This window comes from Novosphingobium sp. THN1 (assembly GCF_003454795.1).
Taxonomy (GTDB): Bacteria; Pseudomonadota; Alphaproteobacteria; order Sphingomonadales; family Sphingomonadaceae; genus Novosphingobium.
Genome location: NZ_CP028347.1, coordinates 3173154 through 3194232 on the forward strand (window position 1 = coordinate 3173154; position 21079 = coordinate 3194232).

A 21079-nucleotide genomic window follows, 5' to 3' on the forward strand; every position below is an offset into this window, starting at 1 on the left:
AATCACCACAATAAAGCCATGCTACATTCCGAATCCGCTCCGCCATCAGGCGGCGCTTCGCCCTGCCAAACCCCGCAGAAAGAAAGTCTGGCCGTCCTCATGGTCGGGGCCGTCGGTGTCGTCTTTGGCGATATTGGCACCTCGCCACTCTATGCCATGAAGGAATCCTTCATTGGGCCTCATCCCCTCAAGGTTGATGCCCTGCATATCTTCGGCGTCCTCAGCCTGATTTTCTGGACGCTGATGATAGTCGTCACTATCAAGTACGTTCTGGTTGCCATGCGTGCCGACAATCGCGGCGAAGGTGGCTCCTTCGCATTGCTGGCATTGATCTCCGGTCACCTCGACAGCCGGCAGAAGAGCTGGCTTGTCGTACTGGGCGTTCTGGCCACAGCGCTCTTTTATGGCGACGCCATGCTCACACCGGCAATGTCCGTGCTGTCGGCTGTTGAAGGCCTGACCATCATCGAAGCGCGTGCCGAACCTCTGGTCCTCCCTCTATCGGTCTTGATCCTGGTCGGCCTGTTCCTGATCCAATCGCGCGGCACGGCCCGTGTCGGCGCCTTCTTCGGTCCGGTGGTCATTGCCTACTTTGTCGTTCTTGCCGTGCTTGGCATCGCCAATATCGCCAACAATCCGTCCATTCTCGGCATCGTCGACCCGCGCTGGGCGGCGGCATTCTTCACTCACGATTCCCGTCTCGCCTTTCTTGCCATGGGCTCGGTTTTCCTGGCGGTCACCGGGGCCGAAACGCTCTATGCAGACATGGGACATTTCGGCCGCAAGGCCATCGGGCTCAGCTGGATCGCGCTCGTTTTCCCGGCTCTACTCCTGAACTACATGGGCCAGGGCGCCTTGCTGCTGTCGAATCCAGCCGCCGTTGAGAATCCCTTTTTCCTGATGGCGCCCGAATGGGCCAGGCTCCCCCTGATCATTCTGGCCACCTTCGCAACCATCATCGCCAGCCAGGCCGTGATCTCGGGCGCCTTCTCCGTCACACATCAAGCCATTCAGCTCGGCTTCCTGCCGCGTCTCAAGATCCTGCACACCAGCGAGAAAGCCGCCGGGCAGATCTACATGCCTGCCGTCAACTGGGGCCTGCTGGCCATGGTCCTCGTTCTAGTCATCGGCTTTGGGCAGTCCACCCGCTTGGCCTCGGCATACGGCATATCGGTGGTCGGGACGATGCTGATCACCACCGCCATGCTGGGCTTCCTGCTGTTCAAGGTCTGGCACTGGAACAAGCTGGCGGCGGCCGCGACCATTGCGTTCTTTGCCACCATCGACACCGCATTCTTCATGTCGAACATTGCCAAGATCGCCGATGGCGGCTGGGTGCCGCTGGTCATAGCATCCACAATCTTCATCGTGCTCACCACCTGGGCGAAGGGCCGGGCGATCCTGCGCCGTCATCTCGAAGACGAGGCCATGGGCCTCGACGACTTCATCCGCTCGACCGCGTCCAGCGTGCACCGGGTAAAGGGAACATCCGTGTTCTTGTCCGCCTCGAAAGATGGCGTTCCCGCTGCTCTGCTGCACAATCTCAAGCACAACCAGATCCTGCACGAGAATGTGGTGCTGCTTACCGTGGAGGTTGCCGACGTTCCTCGCCTCGAACCGCACGAACGACTGGAACGCCACGATTGGGGCGTCGGCTTTTACAGGGTCGTGGCACGATACGGCTTTACCGAGGAAATCGATCTTCCCAATGATCTTTCCCCACTCGCCCGGCAAGGAATTACCCTTGATCCCATGCGCACCAGCTGGTTTCTCGGCCGACAGAAACTCATAGCGGCCCGGGAAGTCGCCGGCATGGCACTCTGGCGGGAACAGCTGTTTGCCTGGATGCTCAAAGCCTCGGAATCGGCGATGGACTACTACCGGCTTCCTGCAAACCGCGTGGTCGAACTGGGCAGCCAGATCAGGATCTGATCGGAGGCAGGGTCCGCCAAGGCTGAGGGCGGACCCTGCCAGGCTTCTGGAGTTACCGGTTTGATCGGAGTGGCGGTGTCTGTTTGACGAACCGCCAAGACTTCACGCCCCCGCGTGAACAGCCGGAAAGCGTTATTGACGCATGTGTCAGATTTAGCCGCACCGACGCCCATTCCATGAGAACAGACAAAGCACAAAATGACTTTCCTACAGGCCCTCAGCTGACATAGCCTTCAAGCCATGTCGCACCTCACCCCCACTCGCACAGCAGCACCAAGCGCTGCGCTGCTCGTCAGCACGCCCCCGCAGGAAAAGCGCCAATTTCCTCCCCTCCCGCAGGCGGGAGGGGTCGGGGTGGGCAAGCGCCAAACGCCAGGAATCGCCTCGCCAACAGCCGCCCGAAGTCCGCCCACCGCCAATCGAAAATCCCGATCGATCGCGCCCTTCCGATCGAACACGATAGCTCTCCTGAACTGTGTAAACCGCGTAAACCCCCAGCGAATTCGGGGTCTTCGCAGGGCACAAAAAAGCTGCGGCGATGGATGTCGCCGCAGCTTCTCCGGGTTCACCTTCCGCGCTTCACTTGACCGGCCTTGCGGGTCTGCAAGCTCCGGATCGTTGACGCGGCAGGGTTAGGCCATTTGGTCAGAAACGCAGGCCGACAGTGGCGCGCAGGGCGTGCGTGTCGAACACCTTGTCGGTCACGCGCAGGTTCGTGCCGCCGCCGTTCAGCAGGAACGGATTGGTGGCAGGCGCGGTGCCCTGGCCCACTTCGACTTCGTACTTGTCGTCCTGGTAGCGGCTGTAAAGGTACTCGAGGCCCAGCGAGAGGTTGTTCGACAGCATGATTTCGGTGCCGCCACCTGCCTGCCAGCCCCAGACCATCTTGCCGTCGTCACGCTCGGTGAACGAATTGGCCGTGTTGGTGGTGGAGAAGTCATGGTTGATCTTGGCGTAGCTGCCACCACCGGTGACGTAGAACAGCGCGCCACCGCCCGGAGTGTAGCCAAGACGCGCGCGGGCCGAGATGGCGTAGTCGAGCTGGCGGTCGATGCGATAGGACGCCGGCGTGGTGCTGAACGCGGTCGAACGATAGATCGATTCGTTGCGCGAACCTTCGAGCAGGCCACCGAACACCATGTTGCCCGACCGCGCATCGAAGCCAACGCGAACGCCGTATTCCGCACCCTGCTTGTCAGCAACGCAACCCGCCCCGCGAGTCGATCCGGTGGCACCGCAGTTGGCAAAGCCCGGCGAGAAGGCATTGGCACCGGCCGTCGTCTGGACAGTGTCACCATAGTTGCCATCGCGGTTGGTATCGAACTCGAACTGGCCGCGATTGTTGCCGAGCAGGCTGATGCCGCCAAAGCCCTGGATGTAGACGCCGTCAAAGTGGCTGTCGCGATCGAAGCCATCTGCCGTGGTGGCGGTGGACGTGGTCGTGGCGCTGTCGTCCATGCTGTCCTGCGCCATGGCCGGAGCGGCGACGAGCGCCAGCGTCGCGGCCAGCGGCCACGTGAGAATGTTCTTCGAAGTCATTGATCTTCCCTCTGGATTGCCTGAGACCTGTCGTGCAGCCCAAACCCCGGTGCCTATGAAAGGTTTCCGCAAAACCGCTCCGGATCGGACCGGAGCGACATCCGGGGTCCATCAGCGGCGGAGTAACCTGCCGCGCGGCCCACGGCCGTGCTCTGTTCAGATCGCGCAAAAGTCGCGCAAATCCGTCGCCGTCACTCGCCATTCAGCTTCGGCCGGGCTATGGCGCAGCCGATGAGCGAGGCAAACTCCCCTTCCCGACCGATCTTTCAAACCTGCGCGTCGCGTTGTTCAGCGGCAACTACAACTACGTCCGCGATGGCGCGAACCAGGCGCTGAACCGCCTCGTCGGCTATCTCCTGCGCCAAGGCGCGGATGTGCGCATCTATGCGCCCAAGGTCGAAGAGCCTGCCTTCGAGGCGACGGGCACGCTGATCGGCGTGCCCTCGTTCGCAATTCCCGGCCGCCCCGAATATCGCTTCCCGCTGGCCCTGTCTCCGCGCATCCGCCGCGATCTGGCCGAGTTTGCGCCCCATGTCGTGCACGTGTCCTCGCCCGATGTCGTCGCGCACCGCGCGGTCTCTTGGGCGCGACACCGCAGGCTGCCCATCCTCGCCTCGGTCCACACCCGGTTCGAGACCTATTTCCGCTACTACAACATGGCCTGGGCCGAACCCGTGGTCGAAGCCCTGATGCGCCGCTTCTACCGCCGCTGCGATGCCCTGGTCGCTCCCTCGGAATCGATGGCGCAGGTGCTGCGCGACCAGCGCATGAACTACGACATCGACATCTGGTCACGCGGGGTCGATCGCGAAATCTTCCACCCCGGCGCTCGCAGTCTCGAATGGCGGCGCGAGCTCGGCATCGGCGATGACGAAGTGGTGATCGGCTTCCTTGGCCGCCTGGTCATGGAGAAAGGTCTCGACGTCTTTTCAGACTCGGTCGACCAACTGGTGCGCAAGGGCGTCAAGCATCGCGTGCTCGTGGTCGGCGAAGGCCCGGCGCACGAATGGTTTGCCGCCCGGCTGCCGGATGCTGTCTTCGCAGGGTTTCAGGGCGGGCACGATCTTGGCCGCGCCGTGGCGAGCATGGACGTGCTGTTCAATCCTTCGGTCACCGAAACGTTCGGCAATGTCACGCTTGAAGCGATGGCCTGCCGCGTGCCGGTGGTTGCCGCAGCGGCGACCGGAAGCCAGAGTCTCGTCGACGACAACGTATCGGGCCGACTGATCACGCCCGGAGCGGTGCGCCAGTTTGCCGAGGCGCTACGCTGCTATGTGGAAGATGCCGGGCTTCGCGCGCGCCATGGCATGGCAGGCGAGGAACGCAGCCTCGAATTCTCCTGGGACCGGATCAACCAGGCGGTCGCCGATACCTACCTCAGGTTGGTGCGCCAGAAGGCCAAGGCAAGCCGGCGCTGATTTAGCGCAGGACCCCCGCTGCCTTCATCCGGCTCGCATACCACAGGAAGAAAACGAGCGAGCCCCAGATCAGGAAGTTCATCGCCATCATGGCGCCCGAGTTCATGGATGCGGGCATCGTGCTGTCGAGAAAGTGCGAAAGCTGGCTTACGGCAAGGCCAACCAGCGAAACCGCAAACGCCGTCACCGCGTGGAGCGAACGCAACAGCAGCAGGAGCGAACCCGCCAGCGAGCCCCAGACGCCAAGCGCCCAGAACGCGCTGAGCCAGGCGGGCATGGCCAGCATGTAGGCGACCTCGGCTTGAGTCATGCCGACAGAGTTCATGTAGCCGAGCGGGTCGAGCTTGCTAATCGCGTAATCGACGCAACCAAAGCTGTTCCACAACAGACTGATCACGCCGACAGCCCAGAGATGGCCCGGAGTCTTCACGGGATCGTCTTGCAGGTTATCCATGGGCCCTCTCCCCTGTTACCCGGGGAGAGGATATCATGGCCCAATGCATCCTCAAAGCGGCGCGAAAGCGCGGATTCATGGAGCATCAGAGGCGTTCGATCCTGCGTGCGGCCTCGTCGAGGATATCGGCGATGGCATGGGCGGTCTCGGTATCGAAGCCCTGCGCCATGACGCGATTGCGCACGGCTGCGTGAAGATTGCCCATGGCACGGCGCACCGGCGGACTGTCCGCACGGTCGCGCTGTTCGCCCAGCGCCTTGAGGCGACCCAGGATCGCGTCGAGTTCGGCGTCCTTGCCATGGAGCTCGGCACGGCCTGCGTCGGTCACGGCGAAGGCCTTGCGTGGCCCCTCTCCGGCTTCCTCGGCGATCAGGCCCTCGTCGACCAGAAGGTTTAGCGTGGGGTAGACCACGCCCGGACTGGGCGCATATTCGCCGCCTGCAAGCTCACCGATCGCGCGGATCAGATCATAGCCATGGCGCGGCTGTTCAGCGACGAGGTGAAGCAGCAGCAGGCGCAGTTCGCCACCGGCAAACATCCGTCCGCCCCGGCGACCACCACCACCGCGACCACCCCGGCCGCCCCCGAACGGACTGCCCCCAAACGGGCCATCTTCGCCAAAGGCACCGCCCTTCCCGAACGGACCGCCAAAGCGTCCGCCCATCATGGCCATCATCTTGATGGCGTGCCGGCCATGGCCATGGCCGCGACCATTGCCGTGCCGACCTCTTTCGATTCTCATGTGTTCATATCCTTTCATGATGCGTCTAAGATATATCTTAATGCGACGTTGGCAAGTGGGCAGGTGCAATTTTTCTCAGCCCGTCCTATCTCGGTGACCGATGGCTGATCTCTTCGCCCCGCCTCCGCAGGACCGCCCCCCGCCCGAAGCCAGCGCCGAAGCGCCGCTGGCGGATCGGCTGCGCCCGCGCGACCTGACCGAGGTGATCGGGCAGGATCATCTGACCGGCGAGGAAGGCGCGATCGGGCGGATGGTCGCGGCGGGCAAACTGACATCGATGATCCTGTGGGGTCCGCCCGGCACCGGCAAGACCAGCATCGCGCGGCTGCTCGCCGAGGCCGTGGGCATGCGCTATGTTGCGATCAGCGCAGTGTTTTCAGGCGTCGCCGATCTCAAGAAAGCCTTTGCCGAAGCGGAAGCCATGGCACTGGCCGGACGCCGCACGCTGCTGTTCGTGGACGAGATCCACCGCTTCAACCGCGCGCAGCAGGACGGTTTCCTCCCATTCGTGGAAAACGGCACAGTCACGCTGGTCGGCGCGACCACCGAGAACCCCAGCTTCGCGCTCAACGCCGCACTGCTCAGCCGTGCGCAGGTGCTGATCCTGCACCGTCTCGATGCCGCAGCGCTGGGCACCCTGCTCGACCGCGCTGAAGACATCACTGGCTTGCGCCTTCCCCTCACCCCGCCTGCCCGCGAAGCACTGGTAGCGTCAGCCGATGGCGACGGACGCTTCCTGCTCAACCAGGCGGAAATGCTGTTTGACGTGTCTCTGCCCGCACCACTTGATTCCGAGGGGCTGGGCAAGTTCCTGATGCGGCGCGTGGCGGTCTACGACAAGGACCGCGAGGGGCACTACAATCTCATTTCCGCCCTGCACAAGGCGGTGCGCGGCTCAGACCCGCAGGCGGCGCTCTATTACATGGCACGCATGCTGGTGGCAGGAGAAGAGCCGCTTTACGTGCTGCGACGGCTGGTGCGCATGGCGGTCGAAGACATCGGCATGGCCGATCCGCAGGCACTGGTGCAGTGCCTTGCCGCCAAGGATGCCTACGAGTTCCTCGGCAGCCCCGAGGGCGAACTGGCCATAGTGCAGGCCCTGCTCTACATCGCCACCGCGCCCAAATCGAACGCCGCCTACATGGCGCACAAGGCTGCGTGGAAATCCGCGCGCGATACCGGATCGCTGATGCCACCAGCGAACATTCTCAACGCGCCGACCAAGCTGATGAAGGACATCGGCTATGGCAAGGGCTACCAATACGACCACGATGCCGAGGACGGCTTTTCCGGCGACAACTACTGGCCTGAAGGCATGGCACCGCAGACCTACTATGCCCCGGTCGAACGCGGGTTCGAACGTGAAGTGGCCAAGCGCCTCGATTGGTGGGAACGCAAGCGCCGCGAGCGCCAGGGCGAATGACGCTTGACCGCTTTGGTGACCGTTTCGGGAGGCGCTTCGGCCATTTCGTCGCCATCGACTGGTCAGGGGCGGCAGGCGAGCGGCACAAGGGCATTGCCGTGGCGCTGGCCACGCGCGGGACGGCGACGCCGCGCATCGTCCGGCCGGGCCATCGCTGGTCACGCTGCGAAGTCCTTGCCTACCTGCGCGATGAGCTGCCGGACGATACGCTGGTCGGCATGGACCTCGGCATCGCCCTGCCCTTTGCAGACCGGGGCGCATTCTTTCCCGGCTGGCCGGACAGTCCCGGCAGCGCGCGCGAGCTTTGGGCGCTGATCGACGCGATATGCGCCGATGAACCGCATCTTGGCGTCTCGGCGCTGGTCGACCATCCTGATCTTTCCGCCTACTTCCGTCGCCATGGCGGCCGCGAAGGCGGGCAATTCGGCGGGGGTCAGGGCCGCTTCCGGGTGACCGAGGCAGCGCAACGGCGCATGGGCTGCAAACCCTATTCGAACTTCAATCTGGTCGGCGCAGCGCAGGTCGGCAAGTCAAGCCTGTCGGGCATGCGCCTCCTGCACCGGCTGGCAGACCGGGCCAGCGTCTGGCCGGTGGACGGCCTGCCCGCCAAGGGACCGGTGATCTGCGAGATCTACACCACCATTGCCGCCATGGCTGCGGGGAGAACTGCGTCGCGTTCGAAGATGCGATCGGCGGGCGAACTGGACGATGCCCTGGCGGTCATCGGCTGCGCGCCATCCGGGCTTGTCGGCCCGCTTGATGATCACACCTGCGACGCCATCCTGACCGCTGCGTGGCTGCGCGAGGCGGCCCACGATCCCGGGCTGTGGCGCCCGCGCGAACTTTCCGACGAAATTGCCCTCACCGAGGGCTGGACGTTCGGTGCGGTCTGAGGCAAGGGAGCGCAATGCGCATCGCGCAGGGCCGGCTTAGCTCAGTTGGTAGAGCACCTGATTTGTAATCAGGGGGCCACGGGTTCGAATCCTGTAGCCGGCACCATTTTTCAGCGGTCGTTGTGTGCGAACCGGCCGAGCAGGCGCTCGAGCCGTCGCAGTTCCTCGTTGCGCAGGGCCGCGATTTCCTGGAAAATCTCCGCGAGATCCGGCGAGTCCAGCGCCGTTGCAAGATCCGAAAGCATCACGTTGTCGTCACTGTTGACGGCAAAAGCCTGCCGCAGATGTGCGGCAATTTCATCGAGCCGTTGATCGCTCAAATTGGGCGAGGCGCTACCAGGCATGGTTCCTGATACCATAAACGCCCGAAATTGCGAATAATTCCACGCACGCAGCAGACCTCAGCAATGCCACGTCCTGACGTGAGGACGGCGCGTGGTCGAAGAAGCTGATCGGAAGCAACAAGATTCATGGCGACAACGCTCCGCAAATCTGGTATAAATTGAAACTACTTTTACAGCCCTGCGCTGCCTGCAGTTTCGATCGGAGAGTTCCTTGAGCCAGCACCAACCCACGAAAGACCTGTTCGAAAACCCGCTTGGCCTCGACGGCTTCGAATTCATCGAGTTTTCCGCACCCGAGGCCGGCACGCTCGAACCGGTATTCCAGCGGATGGGCTTTACCCGCATCGCCAACCATCGCTCAAAGGCGGTGCAACTGTGGCGGCAGGGTGGCATCAACCTGATTGCGAACTACGAGCCGCGCAGTCCCGCGGCCTACTTTGCGGCCGAACACGGACCTTCGGCCTGTGGCATGGGCTGGCGCGTGCGCAACGCGGCCAAGGCCTATGCCACGGCGATCGAGCGCGGCGCGGAACCCGTCGAAGTGCGCACCGGACCGATGGAACTGCGCCTGCCGGCCATCCGTGGCATCGGCGGTTCGATCATCTACCTGATTGACCGCTACGAGGGCGGCGCGTTCGGCGACCTTTCGATCTACGACATCGACTTCGAATACCTGCCGGGGGTGGACCGTCATCCCGTTGGTGCCGGTTTCCACACGATCGATCACCTCACCCACAACGTCTATGGCGGGCGCATGGCGCATTGGGCCGCGTTCTACGAGCGCGTGTTCGGATTCCGCGAGATCCGCTATTTCGACATCAAGGGCGAATATACCGGCCTCACCAGTCGCGCCATGACAGCGCCCGACGGGAAGATCCGCATTCCGCTCAACGAAGAAGGCGCCAAAGGAACCAATGGGGCCGGCGGCGGTCAGATCGAGGAATTCCTGCGCGCCTACAACGGCGAGGGCATCCAGCACATCGCCTTTGCCAGTGATGACCTCCTCGGCGGTTGGGACAAGCTGAAGGCCATCGGCACGCCGTTCATGTCGCCTCCGCCGGACACCTACTACGAGATGCTGGATGAGCGCCTGCCTGGCCACGGCGAGCCGGTAAACGAGTTGCAGCGCCGTGGCATCCTGCTCGATGGCTCGACCGAAAAGGGCGATCCGCGTCTGCTGTTGCAGATCTTTTCGGAAACCCAGATCGGCCCGGTGTTCTTCGAGTTCATTCAGCGCAAGAAGGACGAGGGCTTTGGCGAAGGCAACTTCACCGCGCTCTTCAAGTCGATGGAGCGCGATCAGATGCGCCGGGGCGTCCTGCAGGTCGAGGAGACGGCGGAATGATCCCGCAGATCAAGCGCATCCACCATGTCGCCTATCGCTGCCGCGACGCAAAGGAAACGGTCGACTGGTACGAGCGCGTGATGGGCATGCGCTACACCACCGCCTTTGCCGAGGACAAGGTGCCCTCCACCGGCGAAGACGATCCCTACATGCATGTCTTCCTCGACTGCGGGGGCGGCAACGTGCTGGCCTTCTTCGAGCTGCCGAACCAGCCCGAGATGGGCAAGGACCCGAACACCCCGGCATGGGTCCAGCATATCGCCTTCGAGGTGGAGGACGAGGCCGCCCTGCAGGCCGCCAAGGCCCATCTCGAAGCCGAAGGCGTGGACGTGCTCGGGCCGACCTACCACGGCATCTTCCGCTCGATCTACTTCTTCGATCCCAACGGCCACCGGCTCGAACTGGCCTGCAACATCGGCACGGCAGAGCAGTATGCGGAACTGGCCGACCTTGCGCCGGTCATGCTGGAGGAATGGAGCAGGACCCGGCGCGCGCCCCGCCACGCCGAATGGCTGCACAAGGACCCGGCTACGGCCTGAATAAAGGGACAGGGCCGCGCCCTCCCTTGCTGTTCAAAGGCGGAATTTGCCGATAGAACAGTCCATTCACGGTGGGGGAGTTTGGTGTGACCAGGATCGTCGTCAACGGGCAGCAGCGCGAGGTGAAGGCCTCGCCGGACACGCCGCTGCTCTATGTGCTGCGCAACGAGCTTGGCGTGATGGGCGTCAAGTTCGGCTGCGGCCTCGCGCAATGCGGGGCTTGCTCAGTCCTGCTCGGCGACGAGGAAGTGCGCGCCTGCGTAACGCCTGTGGCGGCGGTAGAGGGCAAGCCGGTCACCACGGTTGACGGGCTGCCCGCGCGCTGGGCCGAGAAGAAGGGCCTCGCGCCCGACCCGCAGCGACTGCACCCGGTCCAGCAGGCCTGGGTGGACGAACAGGTGCCGCAATGCGGGATCTGCCAGTTCGGCATGATGATCAAGGTCACGGAACTGCTCGAGGCGAACCCCAAGCCGACCGACGCGGATATCCGCGAAGCACTGACCAACTCCGGCCCCTCGCCACACTTGTGCCGCTGCGGCAGTTATGCGGCGATCCTCGAAGGCGCGCACCGCGCGGCCAAGCTGATGGCCGAAGGAGGCGCGGCATGAGCGCAGCCCTCGACATCAACGGCGCAAGGCTGTCCCGCCGCGCGTTCATCGGCACCGGCGGGGCGCTTGCCGTCGCGGTAAGCATGCCGGTCAAGGCATCGGCCACCGCCGCGCCCGCATCGCTCGATGCCAGTGCACCCGCCAACTGGATCGAACTGTTGGCCGACGGCACGGTCACGATCCGCACCGGCAAATGCGATTTCGGCCAGAGCAGCGTTAACACGGCCTATCGTCAGATCGTCGCCGAGGAACTCTGCGTCCCGCTCTCGGCGATGACGACCGTGATCACCGGAGACACCGACCGCACGCCAGACGGCGGCGGCACGTTCTGGCTGCTCGGCTATGTCCAGAACCTGCGCAAGGTTGCCGCCTACATGCGCGAGGCCGCGCTGGAACTCGCAGCGGGCAAGCTTGGGGTCGATCGCAAGGCCTTGAGTGTCAAGGACGGCGTCATCTCTGGCGGCGGCAAGGCGATCAGCTATGCCGATCTGGTCAAGGGCCAGGACCTCAAGCTGACGATCCCGGTCGAGGGCGAATTGACCAGCCCGATGGGCCTCACGGTCAAGGGCGAGCCGCCGCTGAAGCCCGTGTCGGAATACACCATCATCGGCAAGCCTTCGGCCAATCCGATGACCCGGCCCAAGGTTTCGGGCGAAGCGGTCTGGGTCGGCGACGTCAAGCTGCCGGGCATGCTCCACGCCCGTACCATCCACCCCGCGACGCTCGGCTCGAAGCTGGTCAAGGCCGGGAAGCTCGATGGCGCGCAGTACCCAGGCGCGCGACTGGTGAGGATCGGCAACCTGCTCGCCGTCGTCTCGCCCGACGAGTGGGAGGCGGTGCAGGCTGCGCAAGCCGTTGCCGCCGAGACGCAGTGGAGCGACTGGCAGGGCCTGCCCGGCCATGAAGGGCTGGTCGACCACCTGCGCTCGAAGGCTGACTGGACAACATTTCCGTCACGCGATGGCGCGGCCAACAAGGGCGAGCCGGATAAGGTGCCTGCCGTGCGCCAGCACAAGGCATCGTATTTCCTGCCCTATCACAAGCACGCCCCGATCAGCCCGATGGTGACGCTGGCCGATTACCGCCCGGACGGATCGGTCACGCTGCACACCCTCAGCCAGAACCCTCAGCACTTGCGCCACATGATCGCCAAGATGCTCAGCGTCGGCGAGGACAAGGTGGTGGTGCGCACCTATCCCGGATCGGGCCACTATGGCCGCTCCAATGGCGGCAGCGCAGGGAGCGAGGACGAAGCCGTGCTTCTTTCGCGCGAACTGGGCCGGCCGGTGCGCGTGCAGTGGATGCGCGCGGACGAGATGCAGTGGACCACGCAATCCTCCTGCGCACTGGCCGATATCGCGATCAAGCTCGACAAGGATGGGCGGATCGCGGGGTACGCAGCCGAACACCGCGTGCCGCCGATGCAGGATGACCGCCTTGTCGGTGCGATCCTTGCAGGACTGCCGGTGATCGATTCCCCTGCCCCCGTCACCAAGGACCTTTTCCAGAACGGCGTCAACGAGATGCAGGATATCTGGGTCTACGGCAACGTCCCCGCCGTGCGCGAGAAGGCGAGGAGCACCTGGCAGATCGGCGAGAAGGAATCGCCGATCGCCGTGGGCTTGCGCGACCATTCGATGCGCACGCCGATCCAGTTCCAGCAGAATTTCCCGCGCGAAGTGGCGATGAGCGAGGCAGCCATGCTTGCCGGCAAGGATGCGCTGCAATTCCGGCTCGACCACGTTACCGACCCGCGCTTCAAGGCGATCATCGAGAAGCTTCGGACCGAAGCCGATTGGGACAGCCGTCCCTCCCCTGCGCCAGGCGCCCGGGCCAACGGCAAGGGCGTGGCCAAGGGCCGTGGCATGTCGATCATGCTGCGCGACAACGGCTACTGGGCCTGCGCCGCGCACGTTGCGGTCACACCCGAAACCGGCGAGGTCAGGGTCGAACGGATGACCATGGTCGCTGACGTCGGCATCGTCATCAATCCGCTGCAGTTGCGCCGCCAGATCCAGGCGGGATGCCTGATGGGCGTCAGCCAGGCGCTGCACGAAGAAGTCAGCTTCGATCGCGGCGCGATTACCGCAGCCGACTGGGCAAGCTACCCGATCCTGACCATGGCCGAAGCGCCCGAAATCAAGGTGGTGTTCGAAACCAACCTTGCTGCGGGCAACTACGGTCAGGGTTCGGAAAGCGCCAATGCGCTGGCAGGCCCCGCCATCGCTGCCGCGGTGCTGGACGCGACCGGCAAGCCGGTTCGGCGCCTGCCGCTGCGACCAGAGTACGTCAAGGCGGCGTTGGCCTAGAGCGAGTTCCGTCGCGCGATCGAGCCCAGCACTTCGGCGCTGGGCTTGGCCGTGCGCTGGAAGGTCTCGCGGTTCAATGAATGCAGCCCGAAGCGGTAGCGATAGCCGAAACCCCACTCGAAGTTATCGATCAGTGACCAGTGGATATATCCCCGCACCGGCACACCATCGTCCATCGCGCGCTTCAGCTCTGTGAGCGCGTTAGGGATCAGCCACTGGCGCAGGGTGTCGTCGTCAGAGTTGACGCCATGCTCGGTGACGTAGACTGGCAGCTTCGTCACCTCGTGGGCATAGCGTACCGCCCCTGCGAGCGATCCCGGCCATACTTCGGTCCCACCGGTGTTCCGTCGCGCATTGGCAGGCGCGGGCACCTCGCCCTTGTCGCTCCACATCTTGCGCTCGTAATTCTGGACGCCGATGAAATCGCAGGTATCTCGCGCCAAGCGCAGCCATTCATTGTAGTAGCGCTCGCGGATCTGATCGCGCATCGAATTCTTGCCGACGGCCTGATCATCAAGCATCGCAAGGCTCACGCCGACCGGAAGGTCAGGCCGAACCGCCTTGATCGCAGCGAGGCCCCGGCGATGGCCTTCCATCATGTTGGCGCGGTAGGTCTTCGGGTCCTTGATGTAGAGCGAGACGCCCGGCGTATAGAGCGGCACGCCAAGCTGCTTCGCGGCGGCTTCCTGCGTCGCCTTGTCACCCGCCAGCAACTGCGGCGGCAGGATCTCTCCGATCACGCCAGCAAGGTTGGGTTCGTTGAGCGTGGTCGCAAGCTCGATGCCGGCAGCCAGGTGCCGCGCGGCGCGATCGCAGAAGCGGGCGAACAAAGCTGGCGATTCCGGACTGTGCCATCCGCCCTTGGCCGCGAACCAGCGCGGCGTGGTGAAGTGGTTGAAGGTAACGACCGGCTTTAGGCCACGCGCCCGACATCCTTCGATCATCGCCTTGTAGTGATCGAGCATGGCGTTGGAGAAATGGCCCTCGTCCGGCTCGATCCGCGCCCATTCAAGGCTGAAGCGATAGGAATTCAGGCCCATCCCCTTCACCAGATCGAGATCGACCGGCCACAGCTCGAAACTGTTTGCCGCATCGCCCGAGCGCTCGGCAAAGATCGTGCCGGGGACGTTTTCAATCACCCACAAGTCCGCGTTGAGATTGTTGCCTTCGATCTGGTGTGCGGCCGTGGCGGCGCCCCACAGGAAGCCGTCGGGGAACTTCGGGTCCACTGGCCTGATCTTCGCAGCCCGTGCCAGCGCGTTGCTGCCGGCCAGAGCGGAAGCTCCCAGAGCCACGGCCGAGGCCATCACGCTGCGACGATTGATCATCTTACTTCTTCTCCGTTGCCAGCAGGCCTTGCGTGCGCATCCACCGGTACATCAGGTCAAGCCAGCCTTCCTCGGGCGAGCCGGCAGGTCCAGCCCCGAAGCCATGGCCACCTGAGGAAAACAGGTGGAACTCTATCGACTTGCCCGCCGCACGATAGCTGTCCAGCAGCGGCAGTCCCTTCTCGCGCGCCAGCAGGAAGTCGTCGGCGGCAATCGCCACGAACATCGGCGGCGCATCGGCAGGCACGGTCATGGCAGCCATGTTGGGATAGATCGGCGCGGCGAAGTCCGGGCGGTCGGCGCCGCCCTTCTCCACCACGCTGCGGGTGAGGAAACCACCAGCGGAAAAACCCATGAACCCGACCCTCTTCGGATCGATCCCGAACTGCGCGGCGTTCGCGCGCACATGTCGCAGCGCAGCTATGCCGTCGGCCAGAGCCTCCGCAGGCGTTTCGGCAGGCGGCGCGAAAGCGGCCTTCTGCCCGGAAATCATCTTGTCGAGTTCCGCCACAAAGACCTTCTGGTCGGGCGGCGTCGACAAGGTGCGGTATTTGAGAACGAAGGCCGTCACGCCATGGTTGGCGAACCAGCGCGCGACTTCCCAGCCTTCCTTGTCCATCTCGAGGCCGAGGAACGCACCACCGGGAGCGATGATGACGGATGCCGGGGATGGCTTGCCCACGGGCTGGAACACGGTCAGCGTCGGCCGGGTGACGTTGCGCACGGCATAGCGGCCGTTGTCGCTGGGATGCCAGACCTCGCGATCCGCCTTTTCGGCAGTCTGCAGTGTGATGGTGTTGGGTTGCGTGGGCGCAGCAACCGTTTCGGTTGAGATGCCTGTCTGCGCGTAGGCCGACGAAGCCCCTGTGAGCACGAGACTGAGGCAAAGCATCGAGCGCCGAACTGTGCGAACGGTCATCAGGTCCATCCTTATCCGGAACTGCTCCGGTCTCGGCCGGATGCAGCAGAAAGTGGGGCCGCCACCCTGCAGTAGCGACCCCTTATCACATCAGAAGTTGATGCCGGCACGAACGCCGATGGTGCGGACCGATTCAAAGCTGAAGCGCTGGTTCAACGTCAGCACTGGCGGAGCGACCCCAACCGGGTTTGCATCGCCACCGTCAGACCCGACCGAGATCGGGCGGATCTCGTTCGTGCAGTTCTTGCAGAACAGGCTGAGGTTCCAGTTGTCTGCCTTCACCCCGGCGCGCAGGTCGATCGTGTCCCAGGTCGGGATCGTGAACGGCGCGCCAATACCGGCCGACTGCGGTGAGCGGTGATAGTATCCGATCCCGAACTGCGCTTCGAGGCCATCGGAGATCGGCGCAGCATATTCAGCGCCGAGCGTCGCGGTAAACTTTGAAGACAGCGGCAACTGGTAGCCCTTGGCGTTGAACGTGCCGACGAAGCCGGGGAGCGACGAGTTGATGTCGGCCTTGCATCCGCCGGTCGTCTGGGTCGGGTAGCACTGTGCGCCGGGGTAATCGTCGAACGTCGCATCGGCATAGGACGCCGAACCCGACAGGGTCAGTCCCTCGAACGGCCGTGCCTGGAACGAGAAGTCGACTCCCTTGGTCGTTGCCGTCGCCGCATTGCCCAGCACAAAGGTGCGCAGCGCCTGCACGAATGCCTGAACCTGCAGGTCATAGAACTTCGTGTAGAAGCCCGAGAGGCTGAAAGTCAGCGCGCCATCGAGCGCCTTGCCCTTGATGCCAAGTTCACCACCGCGCGAGATTTCCGGACGAACCGCGAGGTCTGCGTTTGGAGCCGGAGCCGTGTTCGAGAAGCCCGGTCCCTTGAAGCCTTCGCCGTAGAAGCCGTAGACCATCAGGTCAGGCGTCGCCTGCCAATCGAAGCCCAGCTTGTAGCTGAGATCGGTAGCGTCGGTAGACTGGTCGGACACGTTCTTCTTCACGCCGAGCGTGACGAAGTAGTTGCCGAAATTCTCCCGCAGGTTGATCTGCGCCTTTTCGTAGGTCAGGCGCGCGCCTGCAGTCAGCTTGAACGTGTCGGTCAGCTGGTAGCCGAGCTGGCCGAACGCAGCGTAGCTGTCGTTCTGCAGGCGGTACTGGAAGTCCTGACCGAGGAACGAGCGGTTGTTCACGCCACACGCGGGCGGCGGTCCCGCCGTGACGGTTGCGCCGATGCAGAACGGGAAGCCGACGGCCACGAAATCGGGAACGCCGTTGTTGCCGCCGCGGAAGCCCGAGTTGTTGCCCACGGAGCGGTAGTAATAAAGCCCGAACTGGCCGGTCAGGGCATTGCCGCTCGGCAGGGCAAGGCGCAGCTCCTGCGAGTACTGGTCATACTTCTGGTTCGCACCATTGAAGCTGAAGAAGTTGAACGGGGTCTGGTCGGAATCGAACTGGAAGTCGACCTTGGCCTGCTTCCACGCGGTGATGCTGCTCAGCTCCATGCCGTTACCAAGCTGCAGGCTGATGTTGGCCTGGAGACCGCCGGTATCGCTGTCACGGAAGTTTGGCGCTTCTGCAGCGAAGTTCAGGTTTTCCGTACCTGCCACAAGGCCACGTGCCGGGTACTGGCTGCCGGGCCGAATTGGCGGAAGGTGATGTCATAGCGGCCAGTGATGCCGCGCTGGCGGTTGTAATCGCCGATGACATAAACCGAGAGGTTGTCGGTCGGTTCGAACAGCAGCTTTGCACGCAGGCCGAGGTTCTCGAGACCGAGATCGTTGCGGACGTTCGGGTTGACCTTCCCGACAGTGATCGGGTCCTGGTCGCTGTAGATTGCGTTGAGGCGCAGCGCAGCTTTGTCGCCAAGCGGAGCGTTGACGGTCGAGCGGATCTGGTAGCCGGTGCCGTCGTCGCCCGGGCGCGCACGCTGCACGAGTTCGCCATCGGCGCTGAAGGAAAACTCGCCCAGCTTGGGCTTGTTGGTGGTGATGTTGACCAGACCGGCCGAAGCATTCTTGCCGAACAGCAGGCCCTGCGGCCCGTTCAGCACTTCGACGCGAGCAACGTCGTAGAACGCATTGGCGGCATATTCACGGTTGCCGAGCACCACATCGTCGATCACCTGCGACACGCTGGCTTCGACGGTATTCGAGAACGTGGCCGTGCCGACGCCGCGGACCGAGAAGGTGTTGTCCTGTGCCACCTGAAGGCTCGGCGCAAGCTTGGTCACGGCAGTGAGATCGTTGGCGCCGCGCTGGATCAGTTGCTCTGCTCCGACCACGGTCACGCTGACCGGAACCTTCAGCACATTCTCGCTGCGGCGCTGTGCGGTGACAATGATCTCGCCTGGCGCCGAGGCCTCTTCGGCCGCCTGATCGTCTGCAGCCTGCGCGAAAGCCGGGACCGACGAGAACAGCGCGATGGCTGCAACCGATGCCGACTGGATCAGTCGGGTCTTCCTGTGAATGTTCATGAGCTTATCCTCCCACTCATTTGACCAACGCGGATGAGACTGATGCCCCGCCGGCCCGCGCGCCCGGCGTCTTGCCCTGAACGGTGGTGATCAGGGCAGGATGATCGTCGCGTGGCGTTCGTTGCGGACGATGGCGGGCTGGAATTCGGGCGGGAAATAGGGGTGGCGGTAGCGGATCGCGCTGCCGACGAGATGAACCCCGCGCGTCAGGCCGCCTTCCTTCGGGACGACCACGGTGAAGTAGTCGCCCACGTAGAGGCGCGTCTGCGTCGCTTCGTTCAGCTCCTCGCGGGTGTAGGCCTTTTCGCCAAGGCGGAACAGGTTGCCCTCGGCCGGATAGACCACTCCGTCGACGGTGATGTCCACGCCTTCGATCAGGCTCAACCGCGAGGAGCGGTAGTTGGCCTGACGGATGCGCACCTCGAAGCCGGTGCGGGCGCCCTCGGGCCCCACGTTGCGGAAGCCGGTGCTCTGGATATGGCTGCGCTCAAGCATTGGCCGTCTCCATGTTGGCGGCGTCGTATTCTTCTTCGAGCTTGCGGATCAGCGCGTGCTGGCGGCGCACCTGCTCGATCGCCACCCACGGGTCGCGCTTGCCCTCGTATTCGCTCGAAAGATAACCGGCGTAGCCCAGCTTCTTGAGCATCGGCACGATGCGCTCCCACGGGATCTGGTGGTCGTGCAGGTTCTCGTCGATGTTGTGGAACTTCGCCTGTATGAACGGCACGTACTGGATCACGTCGGCCAGATGCTCGACCGGCGTGTTGATGCCGTTGAGGAAGCTCAGCGCGCCCTTCTTGATCTCGTCGGTGATGCCGCCGCCCCAGTGATCGATCGGACGATCCTGGAAGATGCCGGTGTCGATCATCAGACCGAAGTTCTTCGTGCCAGTACGCTCGATGAACTCCACATAGGCATCGGTGACGGGATGGCGGATCGGCGTCGGCGAATGGATCTCGGGCAGGATCACCAGGTCGAGCTGGTGCGCCAGATCGAGATTGCGCTCGACCGCGCCTTCCCAGATCGGGTCGGGCGTCAGGTCATGATCAATAACGCCGAACTTGGGCCGGATAAACTTGAAGCCCAGCTTGTGCGCCAGACGCAGATCCTGCGCGATCTGCGCCGCGCCCTCTTCGACACTCATGTTACGATCAAGCTGGATGCGGGTGTCGACCCAGCAGGCGAAGTTCGTCGGCTCGAGCTGGTAGCGCTCAAGCTTTGCAAACCAGTCGTCGATCCACGCAACCGGGGGCTCCGGATAGAGTGGCACGCTCGTCTCGCCGAGGATTTCGATGCCGGTGGAACCCGTGTCGGCAACGTGATCGAACGCATCGTCGAGCGTCATCACCGTGCCGAAGTCGTCGGTATAGCTGTACAGCGATACGCCGTACTTGAAGCTGCTCACGCCAACCTCTCCTGCCGCGGCGGCGTCCGGATTGACGCTATTGATCACCGCTTATTAAGGCAGCTATTAATCGATGATCAATAGAAGCGCAAGAGGGTGTGCAAGCGCCTTGCGCATTGCCGCCAAACCAAGCAAAGCTGCAGAAATGACGGGGAACACAGCGATACGGGAACGGCGGGGCAAGCCTTCACACCGCGATGATCTACGCAGCGAGCTTCTCGCCGCCGCTTTTTCGTTCGTGGCGCGGGAGGGCCATGAGGGGTTGTCGATTCGCAAGCTGGCCGAAGAGATCGGCGTTTCCCCGGGCGCGCCGTATCACCATTTCCCGGATCGGCGGGCGTTGCTCGTTGCGGTTGCCCTCGAAGGCTATCGTCGGCTGTTTGCCGAAACCGAGCAAGCCGTCGCAAAGGCGCCAGAGGACGTGCTTTTCGCCAACTTGCTGCACTTCATCCGGTTTGCCGCCGCAAATCCGAACATGTTCGCGCTGATGTATGAAAGCGAACTGGTTCGCCCGCAGCTTGCGCCTGAGCTCGCTCCCCAACAGGAGGTGGGCTTCCAGATGCTCCGCCGCGAGGTCACGCGCGCCACGGGGCACCTGTCCGAGCGTGAACGCAGCCTGCGCATCGCCACGATCTGGAGCGCCATTTTCGGCTTTGCTCTGCAGACCAACCGGGCGATGCTGCGCGGCCACCCGGAGGAGCCAATGCCGGACGAACTCGCTCCCGAGATCGTCCGGCAGGCACTCAGGCTGATGGCCTGAGTTGAAAGGCTTTTGGCTTAGCCACCAAGTCCATGCTTCAGGGCGCTCATCTGGTCGTGCCCCTCGCGGACCGAACCCCAGGCCTCGTTGACGGCCTGGCTTGCGATTGCTGAAAGGTCGGCATTGTTCATCGCGGTTTCGAACTTCTCCTTGAGATAGTCCTCGCCGCGCTCGACCTCGTTGATGATTGCCTTGTCATCGCGGCCCATCACCGCTGCCTTGAGATCCACGAACGCGCGGTGGATGGAACCCATCGTCGAGCTGTCATCCTCGGGCTTGCCACCAAGCTGGCCGACCGCGGCCTGCAGCCTGGTGACAACCGACTGACGCTCGCGCGCCCGGTCGAGAAACATGCGCCGGTACTGCTCGTTGTCGAGGTCCTCGGCCGACTTCTGGTAGCCCTCGACACTGTCGAGCAAGGTGGCAATCAACGTGTTGAGAACGGTGACATCGCCGTCGGGATCGCCGCCGGTCGCAGTCGTTCCGTTCATGGCAGATGAGGTGGTGTAGTTGGCGTTGCTCGAATCCATCTGGAGCTCTCCATGCAGGGGGTCTGTGCTCCAAACGGTCAGCGCGCCCTGCAGGGTCCAGTCATTTCAATTGGTTGAGTACCATCATAACCTACGCGCAAGGCAGACCGTCGATTTTTCATT

At 63.5% G+C, this 21079-nt stretch carries 20 protein-coding genes and 1 tRNA gene; 10 read left to right on the forward strand and 11 right to left on the reverse strand.

The genetic code is table 11. The annotated features are described in order from the left end of the window. Positions 1 to 18 precede the first annotated feature (18 nt). A complete protein-coding gene (locus C7W88_RS15580; protein ID WP_118074240.1) occupies positions 19 to 1932 on the forward strand; it encodes a potassium transporter Kup in 1914 nt (637 codons plus the stop codon). A gap of 645 nt (positions 1933 to 2577) precedes the next feature. Here C7W88_RS15580 and C7W88_RS15585 read toward each other — a convergent pair. Then, positions 2578 to 3471, reverse strand: coding sequence for an outer membrane protein (locus tag C7W88_RS15585; protein WP_162896090.1), 894 nt, complete (start codon positions 3469 to 3471; stop codon positions 2578 to 2580). Between the two features lie 284 nt (positions 3472 to 3755). Between C7W88_RS15585 and C7W88_RS15590 the strand changes: the two genes are divergently transcribed. Next, entirely contained in the window at positions 3756 to 4889 is a 1134-nt protein-coding gene (locus tag C7W88_RS15590; RefSeq protein ID WP_240344709.1) for a glycosyltransferase family 1 protein, read from the forward strand. A gap of 1 nt (position 4890) precedes the next feature. Here C7W88_RS15590 and C7W88_RS15595 read toward each other — a convergent pair whose 3' ends face one another. Continuing rightward, positions 4891 to 5343, reverse strand: a complete 453-nt coding sequence (locus tag C7W88_RS15595; RefSeq protein WP_118074242.1) for a hypothetical protein — start codon at positions 5341 to 5343, stop codon at positions 4891 to 4893. Between the two features lie 85 nt (positions 5344 to 5428). Then, on the reverse strand, positions 5429 to 6085 hold the full coding sequence (locus C7W88_RS15600) for a PadR family transcriptional regulator (RefSeq protein ID WP_118074817.1): 657 nt from the start codon (positions 6083 to 6085) through the stop codon (positions 5429 to 5431). Positions 6086 to 6185: 100 nt separating this feature from the next. On the opposite strand from C7W88_RS15600, the gene C7W88_RS15605 reads away from it, so the two are divergent. The 3 genes from C7W88_RS15605 (at position 6186) to C7W88_RS15615 (ending at position 8507) form a co-directional block, all read left to right on the forward strand. Beyond that, the gene (locus C7W88_RS15605; protein ID WP_118074243.1) at positions 6186 to 7508 is read left to right on the forward strand and encodes a replication-associated recombination protein A; all 1323 of its coding nucleotides are present in this window, start codon (positions 6186 to 6188) and stop codon (positions 7506 to 7508) included. Next, positions 7505 to 8401 carry a hypothetical protein gene (locus tag C7W88_RS15610; protein WP_118074244.1) on the forward strand — a complete coding sequence of 299 codons (897 nt, stop codon included), beginning with the start codon at positions 7505 to 7507 and terminating at the stop codon, positions 8399 to 8401. The genes C7W88_RS15605 and C7W88_RS15610 overlap by 4 nt, the downstream gene beginning before the upstream one ends. A 30-nt stretch (positions 8402 to 8431) precedes the next feature. Further along, a tRNA-Thr gene (locus C7W88_RS15615) sits at positions 8432 to 8507 on the forward strand. Positions 8508 to 8511: 4 nt separating this feature from the next. Here the strand turns inward: C7W88_RS15615 and C7W88_RS15620 are convergent. Further along, a complete protein-coding gene (locus C7W88_RS15620; protein ID WP_118074245.1) occupies positions 8512 to 8745 on the reverse strand; it encodes a hypothetical protein in 234 nt (77 codons plus the stop codon). A 211-nt stretch (positions 8746 to 8956) separates the two neighbouring features. On the opposite strand from C7W88_RS15620, the gene hppD reads away from it, so the two are divergent. The 4 genes from hppD to C7W88_RS15640 all read left to right on the forward strand — a co-directional run bounded on the left by hppD (position 8957) and on the right by C7W88_RS15640 (position 13546). Beyond that, positions 8957 to 10090: a 4-hydroxyphenylpyruvate dioxygenase gene (gene hppD, locus C7W88_RS15625; RefSeq protein WP_118074246.1), complete on the forward strand. Its 1134-nt coding sequence runs from the start codon at positions 8957 to 8959 to the stop codon at positions 10088 to 10090. Further along, positions 10087 to 10629: a VOC family protein gene (locus tag C7W88_RS15630; RefSeq protein ID WP_118074247.1), complete on the forward strand. Its 543-nt coding sequence runs from the start codon at positions 10087 to 10089 to the stop codon at positions 10627 to 10629. The genes hppD and C7W88_RS15630 overlap by 4 nt, the downstream gene beginning before the upstream one ends. An 86-nt stretch (positions 10630 to 10715) precedes the next feature. Next, a complete protein-coding gene (locus tag C7W88_RS15635) occupies positions 10716 to 11237 on the forward strand; it encodes a (2Fe-2S)-binding protein (RefSeq protein ID WP_118074248.1) in 522 nt (173 codons plus the stop codon). Next, on the forward strand, positions 11234 to 13546 hold the full coding sequence (locus C7W88_RS15640; protein ID WP_118074249.1) for a molybdopterin cofactor-binding domain-containing protein: 2313 nt from the start codon (positions 11234 to 11236) through the stop codon (positions 13544 to 13546). The genes C7W88_RS15635 and C7W88_RS15640 overlap by 4 nt, the downstream gene beginning before the upstream one ends. Here the strand turns inward: C7W88_RS15640 and C7W88_RS15645 are convergent. The 6 genes from C7W88_RS15645 to C7W88_RS15665 form a co-directional block, all read right to left on the reverse strand. Then, positions 13543 to 14874, reverse strand: a complete 1332-nt coding sequence (locus C7W88_RS15645; protein WP_118074250.1) for a family 1 glycosylhydrolase — start codon at positions 14872 to 14874, stop codon at positions 13543 to 13545. The two genes, C7W88_RS15640 and C7W88_RS15645, sit on opposite strands and share 4 nt — an antisense overlap. A 1-nt stretch (position 14875) precedes the next feature. Then, a complete protein-coding gene (locus tag C7W88_RS15650) occupies positions 14876 to 15793 on the reverse strand; it encodes an alpha/beta hydrolase (protein WP_118074818.1) in 918 nt (305 codons plus the stop codon). A 90-nt stretch (positions 15794 to 15883) separates the two neighbouring features. Further along, positions 15884 to 17395, reverse strand: coding sequence for a TonB-dependent receptor (locus tag C7W88_RS23820; protein ID WP_240344710.1), 1512 nt, complete (start codon positions 17393 to 17395; stop codon positions 15884 to 15886). Next, positions 17374 to 18261, reverse strand: a complete 888-nt coding sequence (locus C7W88_RS23825) for a TonB-dependent receptor plug domain-containing protein (RefSeq protein WP_240344711.1) — start codon at positions 18259 to 18261, stop codon at positions 17374 to 17376. The genes C7W88_RS23820 and C7W88_RS23825 overlap by 22 nt, the downstream gene beginning before the upstream one ends. Positions 18262 to 18351: 90 nt before the next feature. Further along, a complete protein-coding gene (locus C7W88_RS15660; protein ID WP_118074251.1) occupies positions 18352 to 18756 on the reverse strand; it encodes a DUF6379 domain-containing protein in 405 nt (134 codons plus the stop codon). After that, positions 18749 to 19666 (reverse strand): sugar phosphate isomerase/epimerase, encoded by a 918-nt coding sequence (locus C7W88_RS15665; RefSeq protein WP_118074819.1) that lies wholly within the window; start codon positions 19664 to 19666, stop codon positions 18749 to 18751. Before C7W88_RS15665 ends, C7W88_RS15660 begins: the two co-directional genes overlap by 8 nt. A gap of 109 nt (positions 19667 to 19775) precedes the next feature. Between C7W88_RS15665 and C7W88_RS15670 the strand changes: the two genes are divergently transcribed. After that, complete coding sequence (locus tag C7W88_RS15670) at positions 19776 to 20426, forward strand: TetR/AcrR family transcriptional regulator (protein ID WP_240344712.1); 651 nt, start codon at positions 19776 to 19778, stop codon at positions 20424 to 20426. A 17-nt stretch (positions 20427 to 20443) separates the two neighbouring features. On the opposite strand, the gene C7W88_RS15675 is transcribed toward C7W88_RS15670, so the two are convergent. After that, the gene (locus C7W88_RS15675; protein ID WP_118074253.1) at positions 20444 to 20956 is read right to left on the reverse strand and encodes a PA2169 family four-helix-bundle protein; all 513 of its coding nucleotides are present in this window, start codon (positions 20954 to 20956) and stop codon (positions 20444 to 20446) included. Between the last annotated feature and the right edge of the window lie 123 nt (positions 20957 to 21079).

What these genes read in the sequence shown, in the direction of transcription:
- C7W88_RS15645 (WP_118074250.1), bottom strand. Translation starts at nt 14,874, where the DNA reads ATGATCAATCGTCGCAGCGTGATGGCCTCGGCCGTGGCTCTGGGAGCT.
- C7W88_RS15600 (WP_118074817.1), bottom strand. Translation starts at nt 6,085, where the DNA reads ATGAGAATCGAAAGAGGTCGGCACGGCAATGGTCGCGGCCATGGCCAT.
- C7W88_RS15650 (WP_118074818.1), bottom strand. Translation starts at nt 15,793, where the DNA reads ATGACCGTTCGCACAGTTCGGCGCTCGATGCTTTGCCTCAGTCTCGTG.
- C7W88_RS15605 (WP_118074243.1), top strand. Translation starts at nt 6,186, where the DNA reads ATGGCTGATCTCTTCGCCCCGCCTCCGCAGGACCGCCCCCCGCCCGAA.
- C7W88_RS15580 (WP_118074240.1), top strand. Translation starts at nt 19, where the DNA reads ATGCTACATTCCGAATCCGCTCCGCCATCAGGCGGCGCTTCGCCCTGC.
- C7W88_RS23825 (WP_240344711.1), bottom strand. Translation starts at nt 18,261, where the DNA reads ATGAACATTCACAGGAAGACCCGACTGATCCAGTCGGCATCGGTTGCA.
- C7W88_RS15595 (WP_118074242.1), bottom strand. Translation starts at nt 5,343, where the DNA reads ATGGATAACCTGCAAGACGATCCCGTGAAGACTCCGGGCCATCTCTGG.
- C7W88_RS15675 (WP_118074253.1), bottom strand. Translation starts at nt 20,956, where the DNA reads ATGGATTCGAGCAACGCCAACTACACCACCTCATCTGCCATGAACGGA.
- C7W88_RS15630 (WP_118074247.1), top strand. Translation starts at nt 10,087, where the DNA reads ATGATCCCGCAGATCAAGCGCATCCACCATGTCGCCTATCGCTGCCGC.
- C7W88_RS15610 (WP_118074244.1), top strand. Translation starts at nt 7,505, where the DNA reads ATGACGCTTGACCGCTTTGGTGACCGTTTCGGGAGGCGCTTCGGCCAT.
- C7W88_RS15620 (WP_118074245.1), bottom strand. Translation starts at nt 8,745, where the DNA reads ATGCCTGGTAGCGCCTCGCCCAATTTGAGCGATCAACGGCTCGATGAA.
- C7W88_RS15640 (WP_118074249.1), top strand. Translation starts at nt 11,234, where the DNA reads ATGAGCGCAGCCCTCGACATCAACGGCGCAAGGCTGTCCCGCCGCGCG.
- C7W88_RS15585 (WP_162896090.1), bottom strand. Translation starts at nt 3,471, where the DNA reads ATGACTTCGAAGAACATTCTCACGTGGCCGCTGGCCGCGACGCTGGCG.
- C7W88_RS15660 (WP_118074251.1), bottom strand. Translation starts at nt 18,756, where the DNA reads ATGCTTGAGCGCAGCCATATCCAGAGCACCGGCTTCCGCAACGTGGGG.